Below are 17,864 nucleotides of genomic sequence, written 5' to 3'. Positions count from 1 at the left end.
ATCTTGAATTTTGAGTTTTTCATAGTAAAACGTTTAATAAACGCCAATAAGGATAAAAGTAGTATATCCTCACCTATAATAAAAATTGCGATTACAGCAATTGCGATAGGAGTGATTATGATGCTGGTTTCTTTTGCTACGGGGCTTGGGCTTCAGGAAAAAATAAGAGAAAAAATTGCCGCTTTTAATGGCCATATTGTAATTACGAATTACGATAATAACAGTAGCGAAGTTACTCTGGAACCAGTTTCTATAAATCAGGATTTTTATCCAGATTTTGAAAGTGTGAGCGGGATAACGCATGTGCAGGGTACAGCAACCAAAGCTGGGATTATAAGAACCGCAGATGATTTTGAAGGTGTGATCGTAAAAGGAGTAGGTGGCGATTACGACTGGCATTATTTTAAAGAATTTCTTGTAGAAGGCAGATTGCCTGATTTTTCTTCTAATTTAAATGATGAAGTTTTAGTTTCACGTTACTTAGCGAATAGACTTGGGTTATCACTTGATGATCGTGCGCCTACATATTTTGTGCGAGAAGGAAAAGATCGCCCTTTAGTAAGAGGATTTAAAATAGTTGGTATTTATAATTCAGGATTTCAGGATTTTGATGAGTTATATTTAATAGCAGATCTAAGGCATATTCAGAAACTAAATAATTGGGAAGACGACGAAGTTGGAAATTTTGAAGTTTTTATCGACGATTTTGATAAGCTTGATGAAAAGTGGAATGAAGTTTATTTAAATACCGGCTCTTTTTTAGATGCTCAAAATATTAGTCAGAAGTATTATAATATTTTCGAATGGCTTTCACTTTTCGATTTTAATATTGCGCTGATAATTGGTATTATGATCTTGGTTGCGGGAATAAATATGATCACTGCCTTATTGGTGTTGATCTTGGAAAGAACACAGATGATCGGAATTTTTAAAGCGCTAGGAACTCAAGATTGGTCGATTCGTAAGATTTTTTTATATAACGCCGGTTATCTAATCTTTCTAGGTTTGTTTTGGGGTAATCTTATTGGTCTTGGAATATTGTTTATTCAGAAATATCTAAAATTGATTCCTTTAGATCCTGAAACTTACTACGTGAGTGAAGTTCCTATTTCTATCCAGTGGGATTATATTTTGGCTGTGAATGTGGGTACTTTGATACTTTGTATGATAATGTTGTTGATACCCTCTATGATTATCTCAAAGATATCACCGGTAAAAGCGATAAAGTTCGAATAAACGGATAGTGTTTATTTTGTTATCGAATCTTTGGAGATCATTCTAAGCGTATAGTTTTTAGTACTATCTGCTGCCATTCTTTCGACTTCGGGATTATTCCAGGAAAGCACATTATCAGAAACACGAAATTTTTGATTGTTCAATATGATTAGTGAGTCATTTTCACTCCATTTAAATTGTCCGCTTTCTGTTTTTATTTCTCCGGCAGTATCGTCATTTTCGTTATAATTCTGAACAATTTTATAAGAACCATCTTCTTTCAACTGAAGTTCCACAACGATACCTTTACAATCGGTACACGGTAAAGTTACCTGATAGCTACCAGCATAATCCCATTTTTGTTTTGGGCTCTTTTGCTGCCACTCAGCCTTTGTGTTTTCGGGTTGTCCCTTATTTTCATTCTTGCACGAAACACTAAATAACAAAGTCATAACTGATAGAAAGATAACCTGTTGCGCGATAAAATTTCTCATGTCTGCCAAATTTTGCGCAAAAGTAATTTGATTTATATAAAATCAAATCAAAAAAAATACTAAAATTTCATGTCAAGTTTTAATTTTTCTTAAACACTATTCTCTTGTTATAATACCTACATTGTGATTTCAAAAGAAATTGATGAAATACGCAGAAAATATACTTGAAACCATAGGAAACACACCTTTGGTTAAAATGAATAAGCTTACCAAAGAAATAGACGCACTTGTACTTGCAAAATATGAGACTTTTAATCCCGGAAATTCTGTTAAGGATCGTATGGCCATAAAAATGGTAGAGGAAGCCGAAGCGCAGGGCTTAATTAAACCTGGGGGAACTATTATAGAAGGTACCAGCGGAAATACAGGAATGGGATTAGCTCTTGCGGCAATTGTAAAAGGCTATAAAATGGTTTGCGTTTTATCTGATAAACAAAGTAAAGAGAAAATAGATATTCTTAAAGCTGTAGGTAGCGAAGTTATAGTTTGCCCTACAGACGTTGCTCCCGATGATCCTCAAAGTTATTATTCTGTAGCAAAAAGAATGGCTCAGGAAACGCCAAATTCATGGTATGTAAATCAATACGACAATTTAGCGAATACAAAGGCGCACTACGAAAGCACAGGTCCTGAAATTTGGGAACAGACTGATGGTAAAGTAACTCACTTTGTAGTTGGTGTAGGTACAGGAGGCACCATTTCTGGTGTAGGAAAATATCTTAAAGAACAAAACCCGAACATTAAAGTTTGGGGAATCGATACTTATGGTTCGGTCTTTAAAAAGTATCACGAAACTGGGGAATTTGACGAAAAGGAAATATATCCTTATGTAACCGAAGGCATCGGGGAAGATATTTTACCCAAAAATGTAGACTTTAGCGTTATAGACGGTTTTACGAAAGTTTCAGATAAAGATGCTGCTATTTTCACAAGGAGATTAGCTAAGGAAGAAGGTTTTTTCTTGGGGAATTCTGCCGGTGCAGCAGCTAAAGGATTGTTACAATTAAAAAAACATTTTACAAAAGATGATGTTGTAGTGGTTTTATTCCACGATCACGGAAGTCGATATGTAGGAAAAATGTTCAATGATGAATGGATGAAAGCCCACGATTTTATATAACATTTTTGATGTTAACTATAATTATTTGGTTTCTACCATTCTTTTCGTTAGCCTAAGGCCAATAATATACAAGACTATAAATTTAATACTATACTTATGATAAGAAATTACATCGTCTTTCTCGTATTTTTTCAGTGCTGCTGTGCCACTTTGTTAGCGCAGGAAGATTCGAATTTCCAGGTCACGGTTGCTACCAGTAATCCATCGCAGGAAATTAATGATGCCGAAGCAGTTGTGAAAGTACAGGGAGGAACGCCTCCTTACGAATATAAATGGAGCCAAAAAGATACTCCTTTAGATGCAAGTAAGGCTACAGGCTTTATCGAAGGTCGCGAACAGCAAGTTGTAGTGACAGATGCTGACGGTAACGAGGTGAAAAAAACGTTTAAGGTAGAAGCTGAGGCAATTGCTGAAAAGGTAAATAGCCGTGTACAACCCGCAGTAGACTTCTTGGAAAGTATATTATTCTGGGATCCCTTTGAGCCTATGGGTTTATATGATCCTGTTGTTTATACGGAAGACCGACCTGTATTAATTCCCGATTTCGATGCAAAAACCGAACAGAAATATACCCTTAAGAGTTGGGTGGCTCCGGAAGGAAACAAAATAAAAGAAGGGGATAAAATAGCAGTGGTTCAGAAAGGTAATGAAAAAGAAGTTCCCGTTTATGCACCTGCAGGAGGAACTCTTAATCATGTAGTAAAAGAAGGAGCCGTTGTTTTTAATCCTGAAGATAAAACCGATGTGATCAAACAAAATGCGCATCAGGTAGCAAAGATCACTTACGATTCGCCACAGCCGGTGTTGCATCCTAATGGTGATGTGAAAAAGAATAGTATTCCTTTTATAGTAATCTGGCTTATTTTAGGAAGTATCTTCTTTACGTTTCGTCTTGGATTTATCAATGTTAGAGGATTTTCTCATTCTATAGAATTAGCGAAAGGAAAATATGATAATCCAGATGCCCCTGGTAGAATTCGCCATTTTGAGGCGATGACCACGGCGGTGTCTGCTACTGTAGGACTGGGTAATATTGCCGGTGTAGCGGTTGCAATTTCTCTAGGTGGAGCAGGAGCTACATTTTGGATGTTTATTGCAGGTTTCTTCGCGATGTCTTTAAAGTTTGTGGAATGTACTTTGGGAGTAAAATACAGACACATTAATGATGAAGGAAGAATTTTTGGTGGACCAATGAATTACCTTCGTTACGGACTTGAAAAAAGAAACATGAAAGGTCTTGGTAAAGGTCTTGCTATTTTATTTGCGATTTTAGGAGTTGGAGCCTCTTTTGGTGGTGGAAATATGATTCAGTCTAATCAGGCTTTTAAAATTGTTTCAGATCAGCTTCCATTTTTAGAAGGTAACGGATTCTTTTTCGGAATTGGTTTCGCGGTTTTGGTAGGAATTGTAATTCTTGGCGGAATAAAAAGTATCGCTAAAGTAACCGGGAAAGTAGTGCCATTTATGGCATTAGTTTATGTATTGGGTTGTCTTGTAGTAATAGGAACCAATATTGAAAATATAGGAAATGCATTTCACGCAATATTCGAAGGTGCTTTTTCTGCAAGTGCGCTAAAAGGTGGATTTATAGGTGTTTTAATTGTTGGTCTTCAAAGAGCAGCATTTTCTAGTGAAGCAGGTGTTGGTTCAGCAGCTATTGCGCATAGTGCTTCGAAAACAAAAAATCCTATTGCAGATGGATACACATCTTTAGTAGAGCCTTTTATCGATACTATGGTGGTTTGTACAATGACTGCGTTAGTGTTGATTTTTACAGGAATGCACGAAGTTGATGGCATGGGAGGCGTAGAATTAACTGCCGATGCATTTGGTAGCGTAATCTCTTGGTTTCCTGCAGTGCTTGCTTTTGCAGTATTTCTTTTTGCTTTTTCAACGATGGTATCATGGTCTTACTACGGAATGCGTTCTTGGACTTACCTTTTTGGAAGAAGTAAAAAATCTGAAATTATCTACAAAGTATTGTTTTTAATATTCGTGATTATAGGAGCTTCAGTAAGTTTAGGTGCGGTACTTAGCTTTTCTGATATGATGATTTTAGCGATGTCTTTCCCTAATATTATCGGTCTTTATATTATGTCTTCGGAAATCAGAGAAGATCTAAAAGATTATCTGAAGCGTTTGAAAAATGGTGAAATCTTCATCAACCCGAAATATGAAAATGCAGATTAATTGCATCTTATTTTTAATTAAATAATAGCTAGGTAGATTATTCTATCTTTTGGAAGCCATAATAACCTTATGGCTTCCGTTATATCTGGTATAAAGCATTTCAAAAATTCAAGGCTATTTCATGGTCTCGCGAAAGACATTTCGAGGAAGAAAAAACTTCTATCCTAAATTTTGGCTTCATTTTACTCGGGAATTCGAAAGAGTTGGATCGTCTGCTGATGTTTTAAGAAAATCTTTAAGTAGCAAAGCTTCTGAAATGTTTATTTTTACTGCATAGTTCATTTCAACTAAATGCTTTTCAATATCTAATTTTTCAATAATACCTTTGAGTAATAAAACCAAGAATATGAGAATTTTTTACCTATTTTCAATAGTGATCTTCATGGCATTCAATATTTCATGTAGTTCGGGTAGAAGTGTCAACCAGGAGCGTGACAATTCTCCGGAGGCAGCAAAGGATGAGCCAAAATATAGTTACCTGGCTTTGGGTGATTCTTATACGATTGGGGAAAGCGTGGATGCTTCGCAGCGATGGCCGGTTCAGCTAAGCGAACAATTAAAAGATCGCGGGTATGCAATGGCTGCACCTAAGATTATAGCGAAGACGGGTTGGACAACAGCCGATTTAATTGCCGGAATTAATTCTGAATTAAATGTGCAGCGCGATTTCGATCTTGTTTCTATTCTTATTGGTGTTAATAATCAATATCAGAATAAGCCCATAACAGAGTACGAAGAAGAACTAAGAGAAATTTTTCGAAAAGCGATCAATCATTCTAAAACAATGGAAGCCGGAGTTTTTGCAGTGAGTATTCCCGATTATGGGTTTACGCCATTTGGTGCGGCGCATAAAGATGAGATTGGACGAGATATTGATGCTTTTAATGAAGTTTTTAAACGTGTTGCCCAAGATTTTAATGTGAGCTTTTATAATATTACTCCTATTTCTAGAAGAGCCGAAGATAATCCTGATTTGGTCGCTGATGATGATTTACATCCCAGCGCACTTATGTACAAAATTTGGGTGGAAGATTTTATCTTGAATGTTGTAGAAAAATTACCTCAGGAATAATATACTTTTTCATAATTCTGAAGATTAGTGATTTATGTAATTCTTTCTTAACTTTAAGAGGTGAAGGAAGATTTTCTACATTATATCTGGCAATTTCAGAAATTCGATCAGTCTCCACTTGAAACTGTAAATGGTGAATTTTTAGAAATTTATCATCCCGGAACGCATAATCTTGATAGCGGTCCCGATTTTTTCGCTGCTAAACTAAAAGTTGATACTCAGGTTTGGGCGGGAAATGTAGAAATTCACTTAAGATCTTCAGATTGGTACCTACATCAGCACGAAATCGATTCGGCATACGATAATGTGATTCTTCATGTGGTTTGGGAACATGATGCCGATATTTATAGAAAAGATGAATCTATTTTACCAACGCTTGAACTTAAAAATATCGTTTATCCCGAGATTCAGCATAATTATTATAGACTATTTACTTCAGATAAAGATTGGATAAATTGCGAACAGTTTTTTCCTAATTTCAACGATTTTGATGTGGAGTCCTGGTTAACACGTTTGTATTTTGAACGTCTGGAAACGAAGAATAGTTTGATTACTGAATTGCTTAACCAAAGCAATAACGATTGGGAAGCGGTTTTATTTAAATTATTAGCTAAAAATTTTGGATTAAATAGAAACGGAGACGCATTTCTAAATCTAGCAAATACTATCGATTTTGAAGTTATTAGAAAACTTTCGAAAGATCAATTTCAGTTAGAAGCAGTTTTGCTTGGACATGCGGGTTTGCTCGAAGATAATTTCGAATCAGATTATTTTCATCGCTTAAAGAATGAATATTTATATCTTCAGAAGAAATTCAGTTTAGGGAATGCTATAGAAACTAGCCCGGTATTTTCTAGGCTTCGACCAGATAATTTTCCAACGATACGTCTTGTACAATTGGCGTCAGTTTTGGTCGAAACCAGTTCACTTTTTTCAGCTGTAATTAAAGCAAAAACGAAACAAGAAATTTATACTATTTTTTCTATTGATGTTCCTGAGTTTTGGAAAACTCACTATAACTTCCGCAGTAATCACAAGCCTAGAAATAAAAAGCTATCTAAAAATTTTATCGATTTACTAATCATTAATACCATAGTCCCACTTCTATATGCTTTTTCGAAAAATCGCTTAACTGAAAATGAGTATTATCTGGACCTTATTGCTGAGGTAAGCTTAGAGAAAAACACGACTGTTCAGAATTTTCAGACTTTAAAACCAAGAATCTTTAAAAATGCGATGCATTCTCAATCATTGCTTCAGCTTAAAAAGAATTATTGCGATCCTAATCGATGTTTAAAATGTGCTTTAGGAGCAAAGTTTATAAAAGGTAAATATTAGTTATATTTGGGGTGTGATGAAGAATATTTACAATTTGCGATATTATCTAGAACGTAATGGATTTTACGTTTCCTCTCGTTTAGCCGATAAAATTGGCATGCGGGCAAAAAGTGTTAGGCTGTTTTTTATATATGTAACCTTTTTTACCTTCGGGATAGGTTTTGCAGTTTACTTAACACTTGCGTTCTGGTTAAGGCTTAAAGATCTAGTGTATACCAAGCGTACTTCGGTTTTCGATCTTTAATATGTTTCCCCATTAAATTACGGGGTGTGTTGATGATTATTTGAAGTTTCATTAACAAAACCTTGACATTTTAACGACTTAAAATTTGAAATAGCCTAATTTTTTAGCATCTTGCTGGGCGGAAATTTAAATCTAAACTAAACACTAATCTTAATATGAGAAAGTACTTACTTTCAATGTTATTGCTACTCCCCATAGCACTACTTCAGGCGCAAGAGCTGGAAGTAAATACCAAAGTCGGGAACCCCTCAAATAAAATTAACGACGGTTTTATAGACGTTGAAGTAACTGGAGGAACTCCACCTTACACATACAAGTGGTCTGATAAAGACACTCCATTAAGTTCCTCGAAAGCTGAAGGACTTACCGAAGGTGTTCCTTATATGGTAGTTGTTCAGGATAGTAATGGTAATTCTAAAACTGTTGAGGCGAAAGTTCAAGCAGAGGCAATTACAGAAAATTTTAATGGCGTTTTTACTCCAGCGGTTCAAGGTTTAACCGCTGTTCTTTTTTGGGATCCTTTTGCAGCTATAGGAGTATACGATCCTATTGTTTACGCAGATTCCAAAAATGTTGAAACTCCGGGTTGGACAGCCGAAGTTCAGGATAAATTTGTTTTGAAAAATTGGCTGGTAGAAGAAGGAACTCATGTAGAGAAAGGCGATCAAATTGCCGTGGTGACTTCAACTAATAATCCTGAGAGACCAGTATACGCCAGCGCATCTGGTAACCTGAAGTATTTGGTTAAAGAAGGCGGAACAATTTATGATTATCAAAGAACAGAAGATTTAATTGAAACTGGAGCGCATTTCTTAGCGCAAATCGAATATGATGAGCCGGTTATCTTAACGCATCCAAATGGTGATCCTCAAACGCATCCAATTCCTTTTATTGTAATATGGTTAGTTTTTGGAGCTTTATTCTTTACCATTAGAATGGGCTTTATCAATATTAGAGGATTTAAACACTCATTTCAATTAGCGAGTGGTAAATATGATGATCCTGATGCTCCTGGTACAATTACGCATTTCCAGGCATTGGCAACTGCAGTTTCTGCTACGGTTGGTCTTGGAAATATTGCCGGTGTAGCGGTAGCAGTTTCACTTGGTGGAGCAGGAGCTACTTTTTGGATGATTATTGCAGGTTTACTTGGGATGTCTTCAAAATTTGTGGAATGTACGCTGGGAGTAAAATATAGACATATTAATTCTGAAGGCCGAGTTTTTGGAGGACCTATGAATTACCTGCGTTACGGTTTGGAAAAGCGTAATATGAAGAGTTTTGGTAAATTTTTAGCCGGATTCTTTGCAATATTAGGTGTTGGTGCTTCTTTTGGTGGAGGTAACATGTTCCAGGCTAACCAATCCTTTGAAATTTTATCGGGACAATTTCCTATGTTAGAAGGTAATGGATTTTGGTTCGGGATTATCTTAGCTGTACTTGTGGGTATCGTAATTATTGGTGGTATTAACAGTATTGCCAACGTAACCGGTAAGATTGTTCCAGTAATGGCAGGAGTGTATATTTTAGGTGCATTTGTTGTAATCGGAATTAATATAGAAAATATAGGGCCTGCATTTAATGCAATTTGGGATGGTGCATTTAGCCCTTCTGCATTAAAAGGAGGTGTAATAGGTGTGCTTATTGTAGGATTCCAAAGAGCAGCATTCTCTAACGAGGCCGGTGTAGGTTCTGCAGCTATTGCGCATAGTGTTGTAAAAACTAATAATCCACCTTCTGAAGGTTTTGTAGCTTTATTAGAACCTTTTATAGATACGGTTGTGGTTTGTACTTTAACTGCTTTAGTTCTAATATTTACAGGAATGCACGAGGTTGAAGGCGTAGGAGGTACGCAGTTAACATCAGATGCTTTTGCAAGTGTGATAGACTGGTTCCCTTATGTGCTTTCTGTAGCAGTGTTCTTATTCGCTTTTTCAACGATGATTTCTTGGTCTTATTACGGAATGAGAGCCTGGACGTTCCTTTTTGGAAAAAGCACGAAATCAGAACTTATTTATAAAGTATTCTTTTTAGTATTTGTTGTAATTGGAGCGTCAATAAGTCTTGGTGCTGTACTTGATTTCTCTGATATGATGATTTTATCGATGTCTTTCCCTAATATCATTGGTCTTTATATTATGAGTGGTGAAGTTAGAGAAGATCTTCGTGAATATTTCAGAAAGCTGAAAGCAGGAGAATTATTTACTAAGGACGGAAAGCCAAAGACAACTATGCAATAGTGAAATAAAAGTATTTATGAAATACTGGAAATCCCATTTCGTTTTCAATAAAAGTGAACGGAATGGGATTTTTGTTTTAATAGTAATTATTGTTCTTCTTCAAATTATATATTATAGCGATCCTTTTTCCGCTTCAGAAGAAAGTATTTCAGAAAAGGAAGCTATTGAATTAAAATCTTTTCAAAGTAAACTTGATAGTTTAAAAAACATCCAAGGTAATAAGGATACGATTTATCCTTTCAACCCTAATTATCTAAGTGATTATAAGGCTTATCGTTTAGGGATGTCTGTAGAGGAAATTGATCGACTTTTGAAGTATAGAGCAACCGGAAAATGGATAAATTCTTCTTCAGATTTTCAAAAGGTTACTAAGGTTTCTGATAGTTTATTGAACAGTATCTCGCCGAATTTCAAATTTCCAGATTGGATAAAAGCTACTTCCGTTTCAAAAAAGTCAAGCTTTACAAAAATTGATATCAATACCGCTACTGCTGTAGATCTTATGCAGGTAAAGGGAATAGGTGAGAGCCTTGGAAAGAGATTAGTGAAATATCGAACGCTTATTGGTGGTTATCGTAGTTTTATTCAGCTTCAGGATGTCTATGGCTTAACATCCGAAACCAGGCTAGAACTTGAAAGTCATATGAAGAAAATTCCGCAGAATTTTTCCAAACATAATATTAACGAAGTTACTGTGATTGAGCTTTCGGAAATACCTTATTTAAATTACGAACTTGCCAGAGCGCTTGTAAACTATAGAATTTTACATGAGAAAATAAATTCGGTTGAAGATTTGATAAAAATAGAAGGCTTTCCAGTGGATAAAATTGATAGAATTCAATTATATTTAAGTTTTAATTGATACATTGTAAAAAAGTACTGTGTTCTTAATTTTAAGCTTGTTTTAGATTCTAGTTTTAAAAATGGCTATATTTTTGCGGTGTTTTTAATAGAATCATATCGAAGATTTTTCAATAGTATACTAAATGAATTCCATGTATTTTAACGAAGAGCATGCTCTGTTTAGAGAGAGTTTTAGAGATTTTTTACAGAAAGAAGTAGTTCCGCACATCGATAAATGGGAGGAGACTGGAACTATTGATCGTTTTATCTGGCAGAAATTTGGCGAGATGGGTTATTTTGGCCTATATCAGCCGGAAGAATACGGTGGGTTAAATCTTGATATATTCTATACGATTATTTTTCTTGAAGAATTACAGAAAATTAATTCAGGTGGTTTTGCAGCTGCTATGTGGGCGCATGCTTATTTAGCAATGACACACGTTAAAATAGAAGCTAATGACGCTTTAAAAGAGAAGTATCTTATACCAAGTATAAATGGTGAAATGATAGGAGCGCTTTGTGTTAGTGAACCTTTTGGTGGCTCTGATGTAGCAGGTATGCGAACTACGGCAGAAAAGAAAGGCGATACCTACATATTGAATGGCTCAAAAACCTTTATAACAAACGGAGTTTATGCAGATTATTTAGTTGTCGCTGCTAAAACAAGCCCGGAGTTAAAGAGTAAAGGGATGAGCATCTTTATTGTTGATAGAAATGCAAAAGGAGTTTCTGCTTCTAAATTAAATAAACTAGGTTGGAAAGCTTCAGATACAGGAGAAATCGCATTTGATAATGTAGAGATTCCTGCAGATCATTTATTGGGAGAAGAGGATAAGGGGTTCTCTTATATAATGCAACATTTTGCTATGGAGCGTTTAATTATGGGAGTGAACGCACATGCAAGAGCTGAATTTGCTTTAGATTACGCTATAGATTACATGAATGAGCGTGAAGCATTTGGAAGGAAGATCAACGAATTTCAGGCGCTTAGACATAAAATTGCAGATATGGTAAGCGAGGTGACTGTAATTAAAGAGTTTAATTATGCTACCGCTTATAAATTAGGTAATGGGGAGTATCCTGTTAAAGAAGCGAGTATGTCTAAGTTGTTAAGTACCAAAATAGCTGATGAGGTTATTTATGGTAGTTTACAAATGCTAGGCGGTTATGGTTATATGGAAGATTATCCTTTGGCCAGAATGTTTAGAGATAGTCGATTAGGACCTATTGGTGGAGGTACTTCTGAAATTTTACGAGAGATAATTTCTAAAATGGTGATTGATAAGAAAGAATATAAAGCGCCTGTAAAAGAAGTTTTTAAATCTTAAGATAATGATTGAAAGCGTAGTTCATATTACGCAAATTTCATTCAAATTATAATTTTTGAATAATAATTAAATATTAGTTGGTTGTAAGTAAAATTCGATTATATTTGCAGCCTAATTTTCAACGAAAGGAGGTGGATCTATGTTAATAATACCAGTAAAAGACGGAGAGAACATTGATAGAGCGCTTAAGCGTTTTAAGCGTAAATTCGATAAGACAGGAACAATGCGACAGCTAAGAAGTCGTCAGCATTTTACAAAGCCGTCTGTAGAACGTAGGGCGCAAGTGCAAAAAGCGCAATATATTCAGCACCTTAGAGATGAAGAAGATATCTAGTATCTCCTTTCTTATTAAAGTATGAATGTAATCATTGAAGCCCTGCTTCTTTGGTAAAAATATCTAACTGTTGGTAAATTAAGTTTCTTAACTTTGTTTATCAACAGTTTTTTTATGTCTATTATTCAGTTTAAAGACTACCTTCTCTTAGAGAAGAATTATTCAGCTCATACCATTAAAGCTTATGAAGCTGATTTACTTTCCTTTCAGGATTTTATTGAAACTGAATTCGACGGCTGTGATTTTCAGCAAATAAATTATTCTCAGATTCGTAGTTGGATTGTTTCGCTATCTGAAGCCGGTGTTTCTAACAGGAGCATAAATCGTAAGATTTCTTCAGTTAAATCTTTTTATAAATTTTTACAGAAAGTAGGAGAGGTGGTTGTTTCTCCACTTCAAAAGCATAAACCGCTTAAAACCGGTAAGAAAGTCCAGATTCCATTCTCAGAAAAAGAAATTACAAAAGCACTAGAAAGTATAAATATCGATACGTTCGAAGGTGCTAGAGATAAAGCAATCATAGAATTATTTTACTCAACAGGATTAAGGCGTATCGAATTAATCAATCTCAAGCTAGCAGATTTGGATTCATCTCAACTTAATATTAAAGTTTTAGGTAAAAGAAATAAGGAGCGATATGTGCCGTTATTAAAATATGTCTTTAAAAGTATAGAATATTACCTAGCAAAACGTGAGAATGAACAATTGAAAGTGTCTGCGGATTATTATTTGTTTGTTTCCTCCAAGGGAGATAAAATGAGTGAAAGTCTTGTTTATAGAATTATAAATAACTATTTTAGTAAGGCGTCGGGTAAGTTAAAAAAGAGTCCGCATATACTTAGGCACTCTTTTGCGACGCACTTACTTAATCAGGGAGCAGATTTAAATGCTGTAAAAGAATTGTTAGGGCACTCTAGCCTGGCTGCAACACAAGTTTATACTCATAATAGTATTGCAGAGCTTAAAAACATTCATAAAACAGCTCATCCTCGCAATAGTAAGAACTAGCTTAACCTTTTGTTTAATTAAATTTTTGACGTTATGAAAGTAAATGTGCAATCTGTAAACTTTAATGCAGATCAAAAGCTGATTGATTTTATTCAGAAGAAAATGGATAAACTTGAGAATTATTACAGCAAAGTGGTTTATGCAGACGTTTTTTTAAAAGTTCAAAATACCAGCGACAAAGCCAATAAAATTACAGAAATTCTTTTAAGTATTCCTGGAGAAGAAATAATGGTGAAGAAGACTTGTAAAAAATTTGAAGGGTGTGTGGATGAGTGTGTTAACTCTCTACAAAGACAATTGATTAAAAGAAAAGAGAAATCGAAATTATATGCTTGATGAAAAAAAATCAAATTTTATTTTGAGAAAGGAATAATTTGTATACATTTGCAGTCCGTTAGAAATAGCGGGCTTTTTTGTGAAAGAAAGTATGTTGCCGATGTAGCTCAGCTGGCTAGAGCAGCTGATTTGTAATCAGCAGGTCGTGGGTTCGAGTCCCTCCATCGGCTCTTGAAATTTTGAATCTGAAAGCTTTGGTTTTCTTAACTTATTGGAAGTAAGTGAGCTGAAAATTTTTCAAAAAATTTTTGAAAAAAGCTTTGGATGGTGCTGATAAATTACTTTAATTTGCAGCCGATTTGATACCATCATAAAGCTTTGCCTTTTGGGTTGTAGTTCTATGAAATAATGGTATGATAATTTTGAGGGGAGATACTCAAGCGGCCAACGAGGGCAGACTGTAAATCTGCTGACTACGTCTTCGCAGGTTCGAATCCTGCTCTCCCCACAATAACCAACAAAGAATTTTAATTCTTTTTAAAATGCGAAAGTAGCTCAGTTGGTAGAGCGTCAGCCTTCCAAGCTGAATGTCGCCGGTTCGAACCCGGTCTTTCGCTCTAAGAAATTATCATACGAGTTCAACAATATCCGTAAGCTACATGATGGCTTATGGTTTTTGTTGTTTAGCGAAATTGGGCTTGTCCCTTTTTTTGCCGACGTAGCTCAGGGGTAGAGCGTTTCCTTGGTAAGGAAGAGGTCACGAGTTCAATTCTCGTCGTTGGCTCTGGTTTAGTATAAAATTGAACACTAATATATAACTAAGATTAAATAAGTATTAATTATGGCAAAGGAAACTTATGATCGTTCCAAACCGCACCTTAACATCGGTACGATTGGACACGTAGATCACGGAAAAACTACTTTAACTGCAGCTATTACTAAAGTTTTGGCTGACGCTGGATTTTCTGAAGCAAGAGCTTTCGATCAAATCGATAACGCTCCTGAGGAAAAAGATAGAGGTATTACTATTAACTCTTCTCACGTAGAGTATGCGACTGGAAACCGTCACTACGCTCACGTTGATTGTCCTGGTCACGCCGATTATGTAAAGAACATGGTAACTGGTGCTGCTCAGATGGACGGTGCTATCCTTGTTGTTGCTGCAACTGATGGTCCTATGCCACAAACTCGTGAACACATACTTCTTGGACGTCAGGTTGGTATCCCAAGAATCGTTGTATTCTTAAATAAAGTTGACCTTGTTGATGATGAAGAGCTTTTAGAGCTTGTTGAAATGGAAGTAAGAGATCTTCTTTCTTTCTATGAATATGATGGTGATAATGGTCCTGTTATTTCTGGATCTGCTCTTGGTGCTTTAGAAGGTGATGATAAATGGACTCAGTCTGTATTAGACCTTATGGAAGCAGTTGATAGCTGGATTGAACTTCCTCAGCGTGATGTTGATAAAGATTTCCTTTTACCTATCGAAGATGTATTCTCTATTACAGGTCGTGGTACAGTAGCAACTGGACGTATCGAAACTGGTGTTGCTAACACTGGAGATCCTGTAGAGATCATCGGTATGGGAGCTGGTAAATTAACTTCTACAATTACTGGAGTTGAAATGTTCCGTAAAATTCTTGATAGAGGTGAAGCTGGTGATAACGTTGGTATCCTATTAAGAGGTATTGAGAAAACTCAAATCTCTAGAGGTATGGTTATTACTAAGCCAGGTTCTGTAACTCCTCACGCTAAATTTAAAGCAGAGGTTTATATTCTTAAAAAAGAAGAAGGTGGACGTCACACTCCATTTCATAATAACTACCGTCCTCAGTTTTACGTACGTACAACTGATGTAACTGGAACAATTAACCTTCCAGAAGGAGTAGAAATGGTAATGCCTGGTGATAACCTTACAATTCATGTAGAGCTTATTCAGCCAATTGCAATGAATGTTGGTCTACGTTTCGCTATCCGTGAAGGTGGTAGAACTGTAGGTGCTGGTCAGGTAACTGAAATTTTAGACTAATATAGTTTGAATATATAAGGTATCCTGTTTTTCAGGATACCTTCTCTTTATCTTACGGGTTTAGCTCAGTTGGTAGAGCACTGGTCTCCAAAACCAGGTGTCGGGAGTTCGAGCCTCTCAACCCGTGCAAATATATTTAGTAATGGCAGGAATTGTTAATTATTTATCTGAGTCTTATAACGAATTAAAAAACCATGTTACCTGGACAAGTTGGCCTGAAGCTCAAAGGTTAACAATACTCGTTGCAGTTTTTTCAATTGTTTTCTCATTAGTAATATGGGGTGTTGATACTTTATTCAGCAACGTAATTGAAGGATACTTTGAATGGGTAAAATCGTAATCTAATTATGGCAGACGTTAAGGATAAAAAGTGGTATGTTGTTCGTGCTGTAAGTGGACAAGAAAATAAAGTTAAAGATTATATAGAGCGAGAAATCGCACATATGGGGATGGAAGATTGGGTGGACCAAGTTCTAGTTCCTACCGAAAAAGTTATTCAGATTAGAAATGGAAAGAAAATTAACAAGGAAAGAGTTTATTTTCCTGGTTATATAATGGTTCAAGCTAATCTGGGTGGTGAAATTCCTCATATTATAAAAGGTATTAATGGTGTTATAGGTTTTCTAGGTGAAACTAAGGGTGGAGATCCAGTTCCGTTAAGACAATCTGAAGTTAATCGTATGCTAGGTAAAGTAGACGAATTAGCTGTTAAGACCGATAATATAGCAATTCCATTTACTTTAGGAGAAACCATTAAAGTTATTGATGGTCCATTCAACGGGTTTAATGGAACTGTAGAAAAAATTAATGAAGAGAAAAGAAAGCTTGAAGTTATGGTTAAGATCTTTGGAAGAAAAACTCCATTAGAGCTTAGTTATATGCAAGTTGAAAAAGTATAATTGTTACAAAGTTTTTTGATAGTTTTTTATTTGCTTCCACTCTAATAAACTATCTTCTAAAAATGTAAAAAATGGCAAAAGAAGTAAGTAAAGTTGTAAAACTACAAGTTCGCGGAGGTGCTGCTAACCCTTCACCACCAGTTGGACCTGCTTTAGGTGCTGCCGGAGTAAATATCATGGAATTCTGTAAGCAATTCAATGGTAGAACTCAGGATAAACAAGGTAAAGTGCTACCAGTAGCAATTACTGTTTATTCTGATAAGTCTTTTGATTTTGTAATCAAGACTCCACCAGCAGCTGTACAGCTAATGGAAGCAGCAAAGACTAAAAAAGGTTCAGGTGAGCCGAACAGAAAGAAAGTAGCAAGTGTGTCTTGGGATCAAATTAAAGATATCGCAGAAGATAAAATGCAGGATTTAAATGCATTTACTGTGGAATCTGCAATGAAAATGGTTGCTGGTACTGCTCGTTCTATGGGTATAACTGTAAAAGGTGATGCACCGTTTTAATCCAAAAAGAATTTAGAAAATGGCAAAGTTGACTAAAAAACAAAAAGAAGCTCAGTCTAAAATCGAAAACGGGAGAACCTATTCGGTTGCAGAAGCTTCTGCCTTAATAAAAGAAGTTTCTAGTGAGGGCTTCGATGCTTCAGTGGATTTAGCGGTTCGTTTGAATGTTGATCCTCGTAAAGCCAATCAAATGGTAAGAGGTGTTGTAACACTTCCTCATGGAACTGGTAAAGATGTTAAAGTTCTTGCGTTAGTTACTCCAGATAAAGAAGAAGAAGCTAAAAACGCAGGTGCAGATTACGTAGGTCTTGATGAGTATCTTGAGAAAATCAAAGGTGGTTGGACAGATGTTGATGTTATCATTACGATGCCTAGCGTTATGGGTAAATTAGGTCCATTAGGTCGTATTTTAGGACCTAGAGGTTTAATGCCTAACCCAAAGACAGGTACGGTAACTATGGATATCTCTAAAGCGGTATCTGATGTGAAGGCTGGTAAAATCGACTTTAAAGTAGATAAAACTGGTATCGTACATGCAGGCGTTGGAAAAGTATCTTTCGAATCTGATAAGATTGCTGGAAACGCGAGAGAATTATTAACTACGCTTGTAAAACTGAAACCTCAGGCAGCAAAAGGTGTGTATATTAAAAGTATTCACATGTCCAGTACTATGGGCCCTGGTGTAGCAATAGATACAAAAAGGTTTACTGAGCAATAATAAGGTA

Annotated in this window: 18 protein-coding genes and 5 tRNA genes; 22 read left to right on the top strand and 1 reads right to left on the bottom strand. The window is 35.8% G+C overall.

Annotated features, from left to right (window positions below; genetic code table 11):
• Nucleotides 1–3 precede the first annotated feature (3 nt).
• On the top strand, nt 4–1,236 hold the full coding sequence (locus QWY91_RS08980) for an ABC transporter permease (protein ID WP_290233986.1): 1,233 nt from the start codon (nt 4–6) through the stop codon (nt 1,234–1,236).
• An 11-nt stretch (nt 1,237–1,247) separates the two neighbouring features.
• Here QWY91_RS08980 and QWY91_RS08975 read toward each other — a convergent pair whose 3' ends face one another.
• On the bottom strand, nt 1,248–1,709 hold the full coding sequence (locus tag QWY91_RS08975) for a copper resistance protein NlpE N-terminal domain-containing protein (RefSeq protein ID WP_290233983.1): 462 nt from the start codon (nt 1,707–1,709) through the stop codon (nt 1,248–1,250).
• A gap of 142 nt (nt 1,710–1,851) precedes the next feature.
• On the opposite strand from QWY91_RS08975, the gene QWY91_RS08970 reads away from it, so the two are divergent.
• The 21 genes from QWY91_RS08970 (at nt 1,852) to rplA (ending at nt 17,857) form a co-directional block, all read left to right on the top strand.
• Nucleotides 1,852–2,829: a PLP-dependent cysteine synthase family protein gene (locus QWY91_RS08970; protein WP_290233981.1), complete on the top strand. Its 978-nt coding sequence runs from the start codon at nt 1,852–1,854 to the stop codon at nt 2,827–2,829.
• A 96-nt stretch (nt 2,830–2,925) separates the two neighbouring features.
• Nucleotides 2,926–5,019: an amino acid carrier protein gene (locus QWY91_RS08965; RefSeq protein ID WP_290233980.1), complete on the top strand. Its 2,094-nt coding sequence runs from the start codon at nt 2,926–2,928 to the stop codon at nt 5,017–5,019.
• Nucleotides 5,020–5,365: 346 nt separating this feature from the next.
• Entirely contained in the window at nt 5,366–6,091 is a 726-nt protein-coding gene (locus tag QWY91_RS08960; RefSeq protein WP_290233978.1) for an SGNH/GDSL hydrolase family protein, read from the top strand.
• 60 nt (nt 6,092–6,151) lie between these two features.
• Nucleotides 6,152–7,429, top strand: coding sequence for a DUF2851 family protein (locus tag QWY91_RS08955; protein WP_290233976.1), 1,278 nt, complete (start codon nt 6,152–6,154; stop codon nt 7,427–7,429).
• A gap of 16 nt (nt 7,430–7,445) precedes the next feature.
• The gene (locus tag QWY91_RS08950; protein WP_290233974.1) at nt 7,446–7,673 is read left to right on the top strand and encodes a PspC domain-containing protein; all 228 of its coding nucleotides are present in this window, start codon (nt 7,446–7,448) and stop codon (nt 7,671–7,673) included.
• A gap of 155 nt (nt 7,674–7,828) precedes the next feature.
• Nucleotides 7,829–9,913, top strand: a complete 2,085-nt coding sequence (locus tag QWY91_RS08945; RefSeq protein WP_290233972.1) for an amino acid carrier protein — start codon at nt 7,829–7,831, stop codon at nt 9,911–9,913.
• A gap of 16 nt (nt 9,914–9,929) precedes the next feature.
• Nucleotides 9,930–10,775, top strand: a complete 846-nt coding sequence (locus tag QWY91_RS08940; RefSeq protein ID WP_290233970.1) for a ComEA family DNA-binding protein — start codon at nt 9,930–9,932, stop codon at nt 10,773–10,775.
• A 124-nt stretch (nt 10,776–10,899) separates the two neighbouring features.
• Nucleotides 10,900–12,084, top strand: coding sequence for an acyl-CoA dehydrogenase family protein (locus QWY91_RS08935; RefSeq protein ID WP_290233968.1), 1,185 nt, complete (start codon nt 10,900–10,902; stop codon nt 12,082–12,084).
• A gap of 139 nt (nt 12,085–12,223) precedes the next feature.
• A complete protein-coding gene (rpsU, locus tag QWY91_RS08930; protein WP_290233967.1) occupies nt 12,224–12,418 on the top strand; it encodes a 30S ribosomal protein S21 in 195 nt (64 codons plus the stop codon).
• Nucleotides 12,419–12,532: 114 nt separating this feature from the next.
• Nucleotides 12,533–13,426: a tyrosine-type recombinase/integrase gene (locus QWY91_RS08925; protein ID WP_290233965.1), complete on the top strand. Its 894-nt coding sequence runs from the start codon at nt 12,533–12,535 to the stop codon at nt 13,424–13,426.
• A gap of 33 nt (nt 13,427–13,459) precedes the next feature.
• Nucleotides 13,460–13,762 carry a ribosome hibernation-promoting factor, HPF/YfiA family gene (gene hpf, locus QWY91_RS08920; protein ID WP_290233964.1) on the top strand — a complete coding sequence of 101 codons (303 nt, stop codon included), beginning with the start codon at nt 13,460–13,462 and terminating at the stop codon, nt 13,760–13,762.
• A gap of 96 nt (nt 13,763–13,858) precedes the next feature.
• A tRNA-Thr gene (locus QWY91_RS08915) sits at nt 13,859–13,932 on the top strand.
• 196 nt (nt 13,933–14,128) lie between these two features.
• Nucleotides 14,129–14,210: transfer RNA gene (locus QWY91_RS08910), tRNA-Tyr, on the top strand.
• A 36-nt stretch (nt 14,211–14,246) separates the two neighbouring features.
• Nucleotides 14,247–14,319 (top strand) — tRNA-Gly (locus QWY91_RS08905).
• Nucleotides 14,320–14,414: 95 nt separating this feature from the next.
• Nucleotides 14,415–14,486: transfer RNA gene (locus QWY91_RS08900), tRNA-Thr, on the top strand.
• A gap of 57 nt (nt 14,487–14,543) precedes the next feature.
• Complete coding sequence (tuf, locus tag QWY91_RS08895) at nt 14,544–15,731, top strand: elongation factor Tu (protein ID WP_290233962.1); 1,188 nt, start codon at nt 14,544–14,546, stop codon at nt 15,729–15,731.
• A gap of 54 nt (nt 15,732–15,785) precedes the next feature.
• Nucleotides 15,786–15,858: transfer RNA gene (locus QWY91_RS08890), tRNA-Trp, on the top strand.
• 15 nt (nt 15,859–15,873) lie between these two features.
• Complete coding sequence (gene secE / locus QWY91_RS08885; protein ID WP_290233960.1) at nt 15,874–16,071, top strand: preprotein translocase subunit SecE; 198 nt, start codon at nt 15,874–15,876, stop codon at nt 16,069–16,071.
• A gap of 7 nt (nt 16,072–16,078) precedes the next feature.
• Nucleotides 16,079–16,630 (top strand): transcription termination/antitermination protein NusG, encoded by a 552-nt coding sequence (nusG, locus tag QWY91_RS08880; RefSeq protein WP_290233958.1) that lies wholly within the window; start codon nt 16,079–16,081, stop codon nt 16,628–16,630.
• Between the two features lie 71 nt (nt 16,631–16,701).
• Nucleotides 16,702–17,139, top strand: coding sequence for a 50S ribosomal protein L11 (rplK, locus tag QWY91_RS08875; protein ID WP_270058895.1), 438 nt, complete (start codon nt 16,702–16,704; stop codon nt 17,137–17,139).
• A gap of 19 nt (nt 17,140–17,158) precedes the next feature.
• Entirely contained in the window at nt 17,159–17,857 is a 699-nt protein-coding gene (gene rplA, locus QWY91_RS08870; protein WP_290233956.1) for a 50S ribosomal protein L1, read from the top strand.
• The last annotated feature ends 7 nt before the right edge of the window (nt 17,858–17,864 follow it).

Source organism: Zunongwangia endophytica (genome assembly GCF_030409505.1).
Classification (GTDB): domain Bacteria; phylum Bacteroidota; class Bacteroidia; order Flavobacteriales; family Flavobacteriaceae; genus Zunongwangia; species Zunongwangia endophytica.
The sequence above is the reverse complement of the archived record's forward strand: the minus strand, read 5'-3'. Positions and strand labels throughout refer to the sequence as shown.

Excerpts from the sequence above, each read along its gene's own strand:
- rplA (WP_290233956.1), top strand. The coding sequence starts at position 17,159 with ATGGCAAAGTTGACTAAAAAACAAAAAGAAGCTCAGTCTAAAATCGAA.
- QWY91_RS08960 (WP_290233978.1), top strand. The coding sequence starts at position 5,366 with ATGAGAATTTTTTACCTATTTTCAATAGTGATCTTCATGGCATTCAAT.
- rpsU (WP_290233967.1), top strand. The coding sequence starts at position 12,224 with ATGTTAATAATACCAGTAAAAGACGGAGAGAACATTGATAGAGCGCTT.
- QWY91_RS08970 (WP_290233981.1), top strand. The coding sequence starts at position 1,852 with ATGAAATACGCAGAAAATATACTTGAAACCATAGGAAACACACCTTTG.
- QWY91_RS08945 (WP_290233972.1), top strand. The coding sequence starts at position 7,829 with ATGAGAAAGTACTTACTTTCAATGTTATTGCTACTCCCCATAGCACTA.
- rplK (WP_270058895.1), top strand. The coding sequence starts at position 16,702 with ATGGCAAAAGAAGTAAGTAAAGTTGTAAAACTACAAGTTCGCGGAGGT.
- hpf (WP_290233964.1), top strand. The coding sequence starts at position 13,460 with ATGAAAGTAAATGTGCAATCTGTAAACTTTAATGCAGATCAAAAGCTG.
- QWY91_RS08940 (WP_290233970.1), top strand. The coding sequence starts at position 9,930 with ATGAAATACTGGAAATCCCATTTCGTTTTCAATAAAAGTGAACGGAAT.
- nusG (WP_290233958.1), top strand. The coding sequence starts at position 16,079 with ATGGCAGACGTTAAGGATAAAAAGTGGTATGTTGTTCGTGCTGTAAGT.
- QWY91_RS08935 (WP_290233968.1), top strand. The coding sequence starts at position 10,900 with ATGAATTCCATGTATTTTAACGAAGAGCATGCTCTGTTTAGAGAGAGT.
- QWY91_RS08965 (WP_290233980.1), top strand. The coding sequence starts at position 2,926 with ATGATAAGAAATTACATCGTCTTTCTCGTATTTTTTCAGTGCTGCTGT.
- tuf (WP_290233962.1), top strand. The coding sequence starts at position 14,544 with ATGGCAAAGGAAACTTATGATCGTTCCAAACCGCACCTTAACATCGGT.
- QWY91_RS08950 (WP_290233974.1), top strand. The coding sequence starts at position 7,446 with ATGAAGAATATTTACAATTTGCGATATTATCTAGAACGTAATGGATTT.
- QWY91_RS08925 (WP_290233965.1), top strand. The coding sequence starts at position 12,533 with ATGTCTATTATTCAGTTTAAAGACTACCTTCTCTTAGAGAAGAATTAT.
- secE (WP_290233960.1), top strand. The coding sequence starts at position 15,874 with ATGGCAGGAATTGTTAATTATTTATCTGAGTCTTATAACGAATTAAAA.
- QWY91_RS08975 (WP_290233983.1), bottom strand. The coding sequence starts at position 1,709 with ATGAGAAATTTTATCGCGCAACAGGTTATCTTTCTATCAGTTATGACT.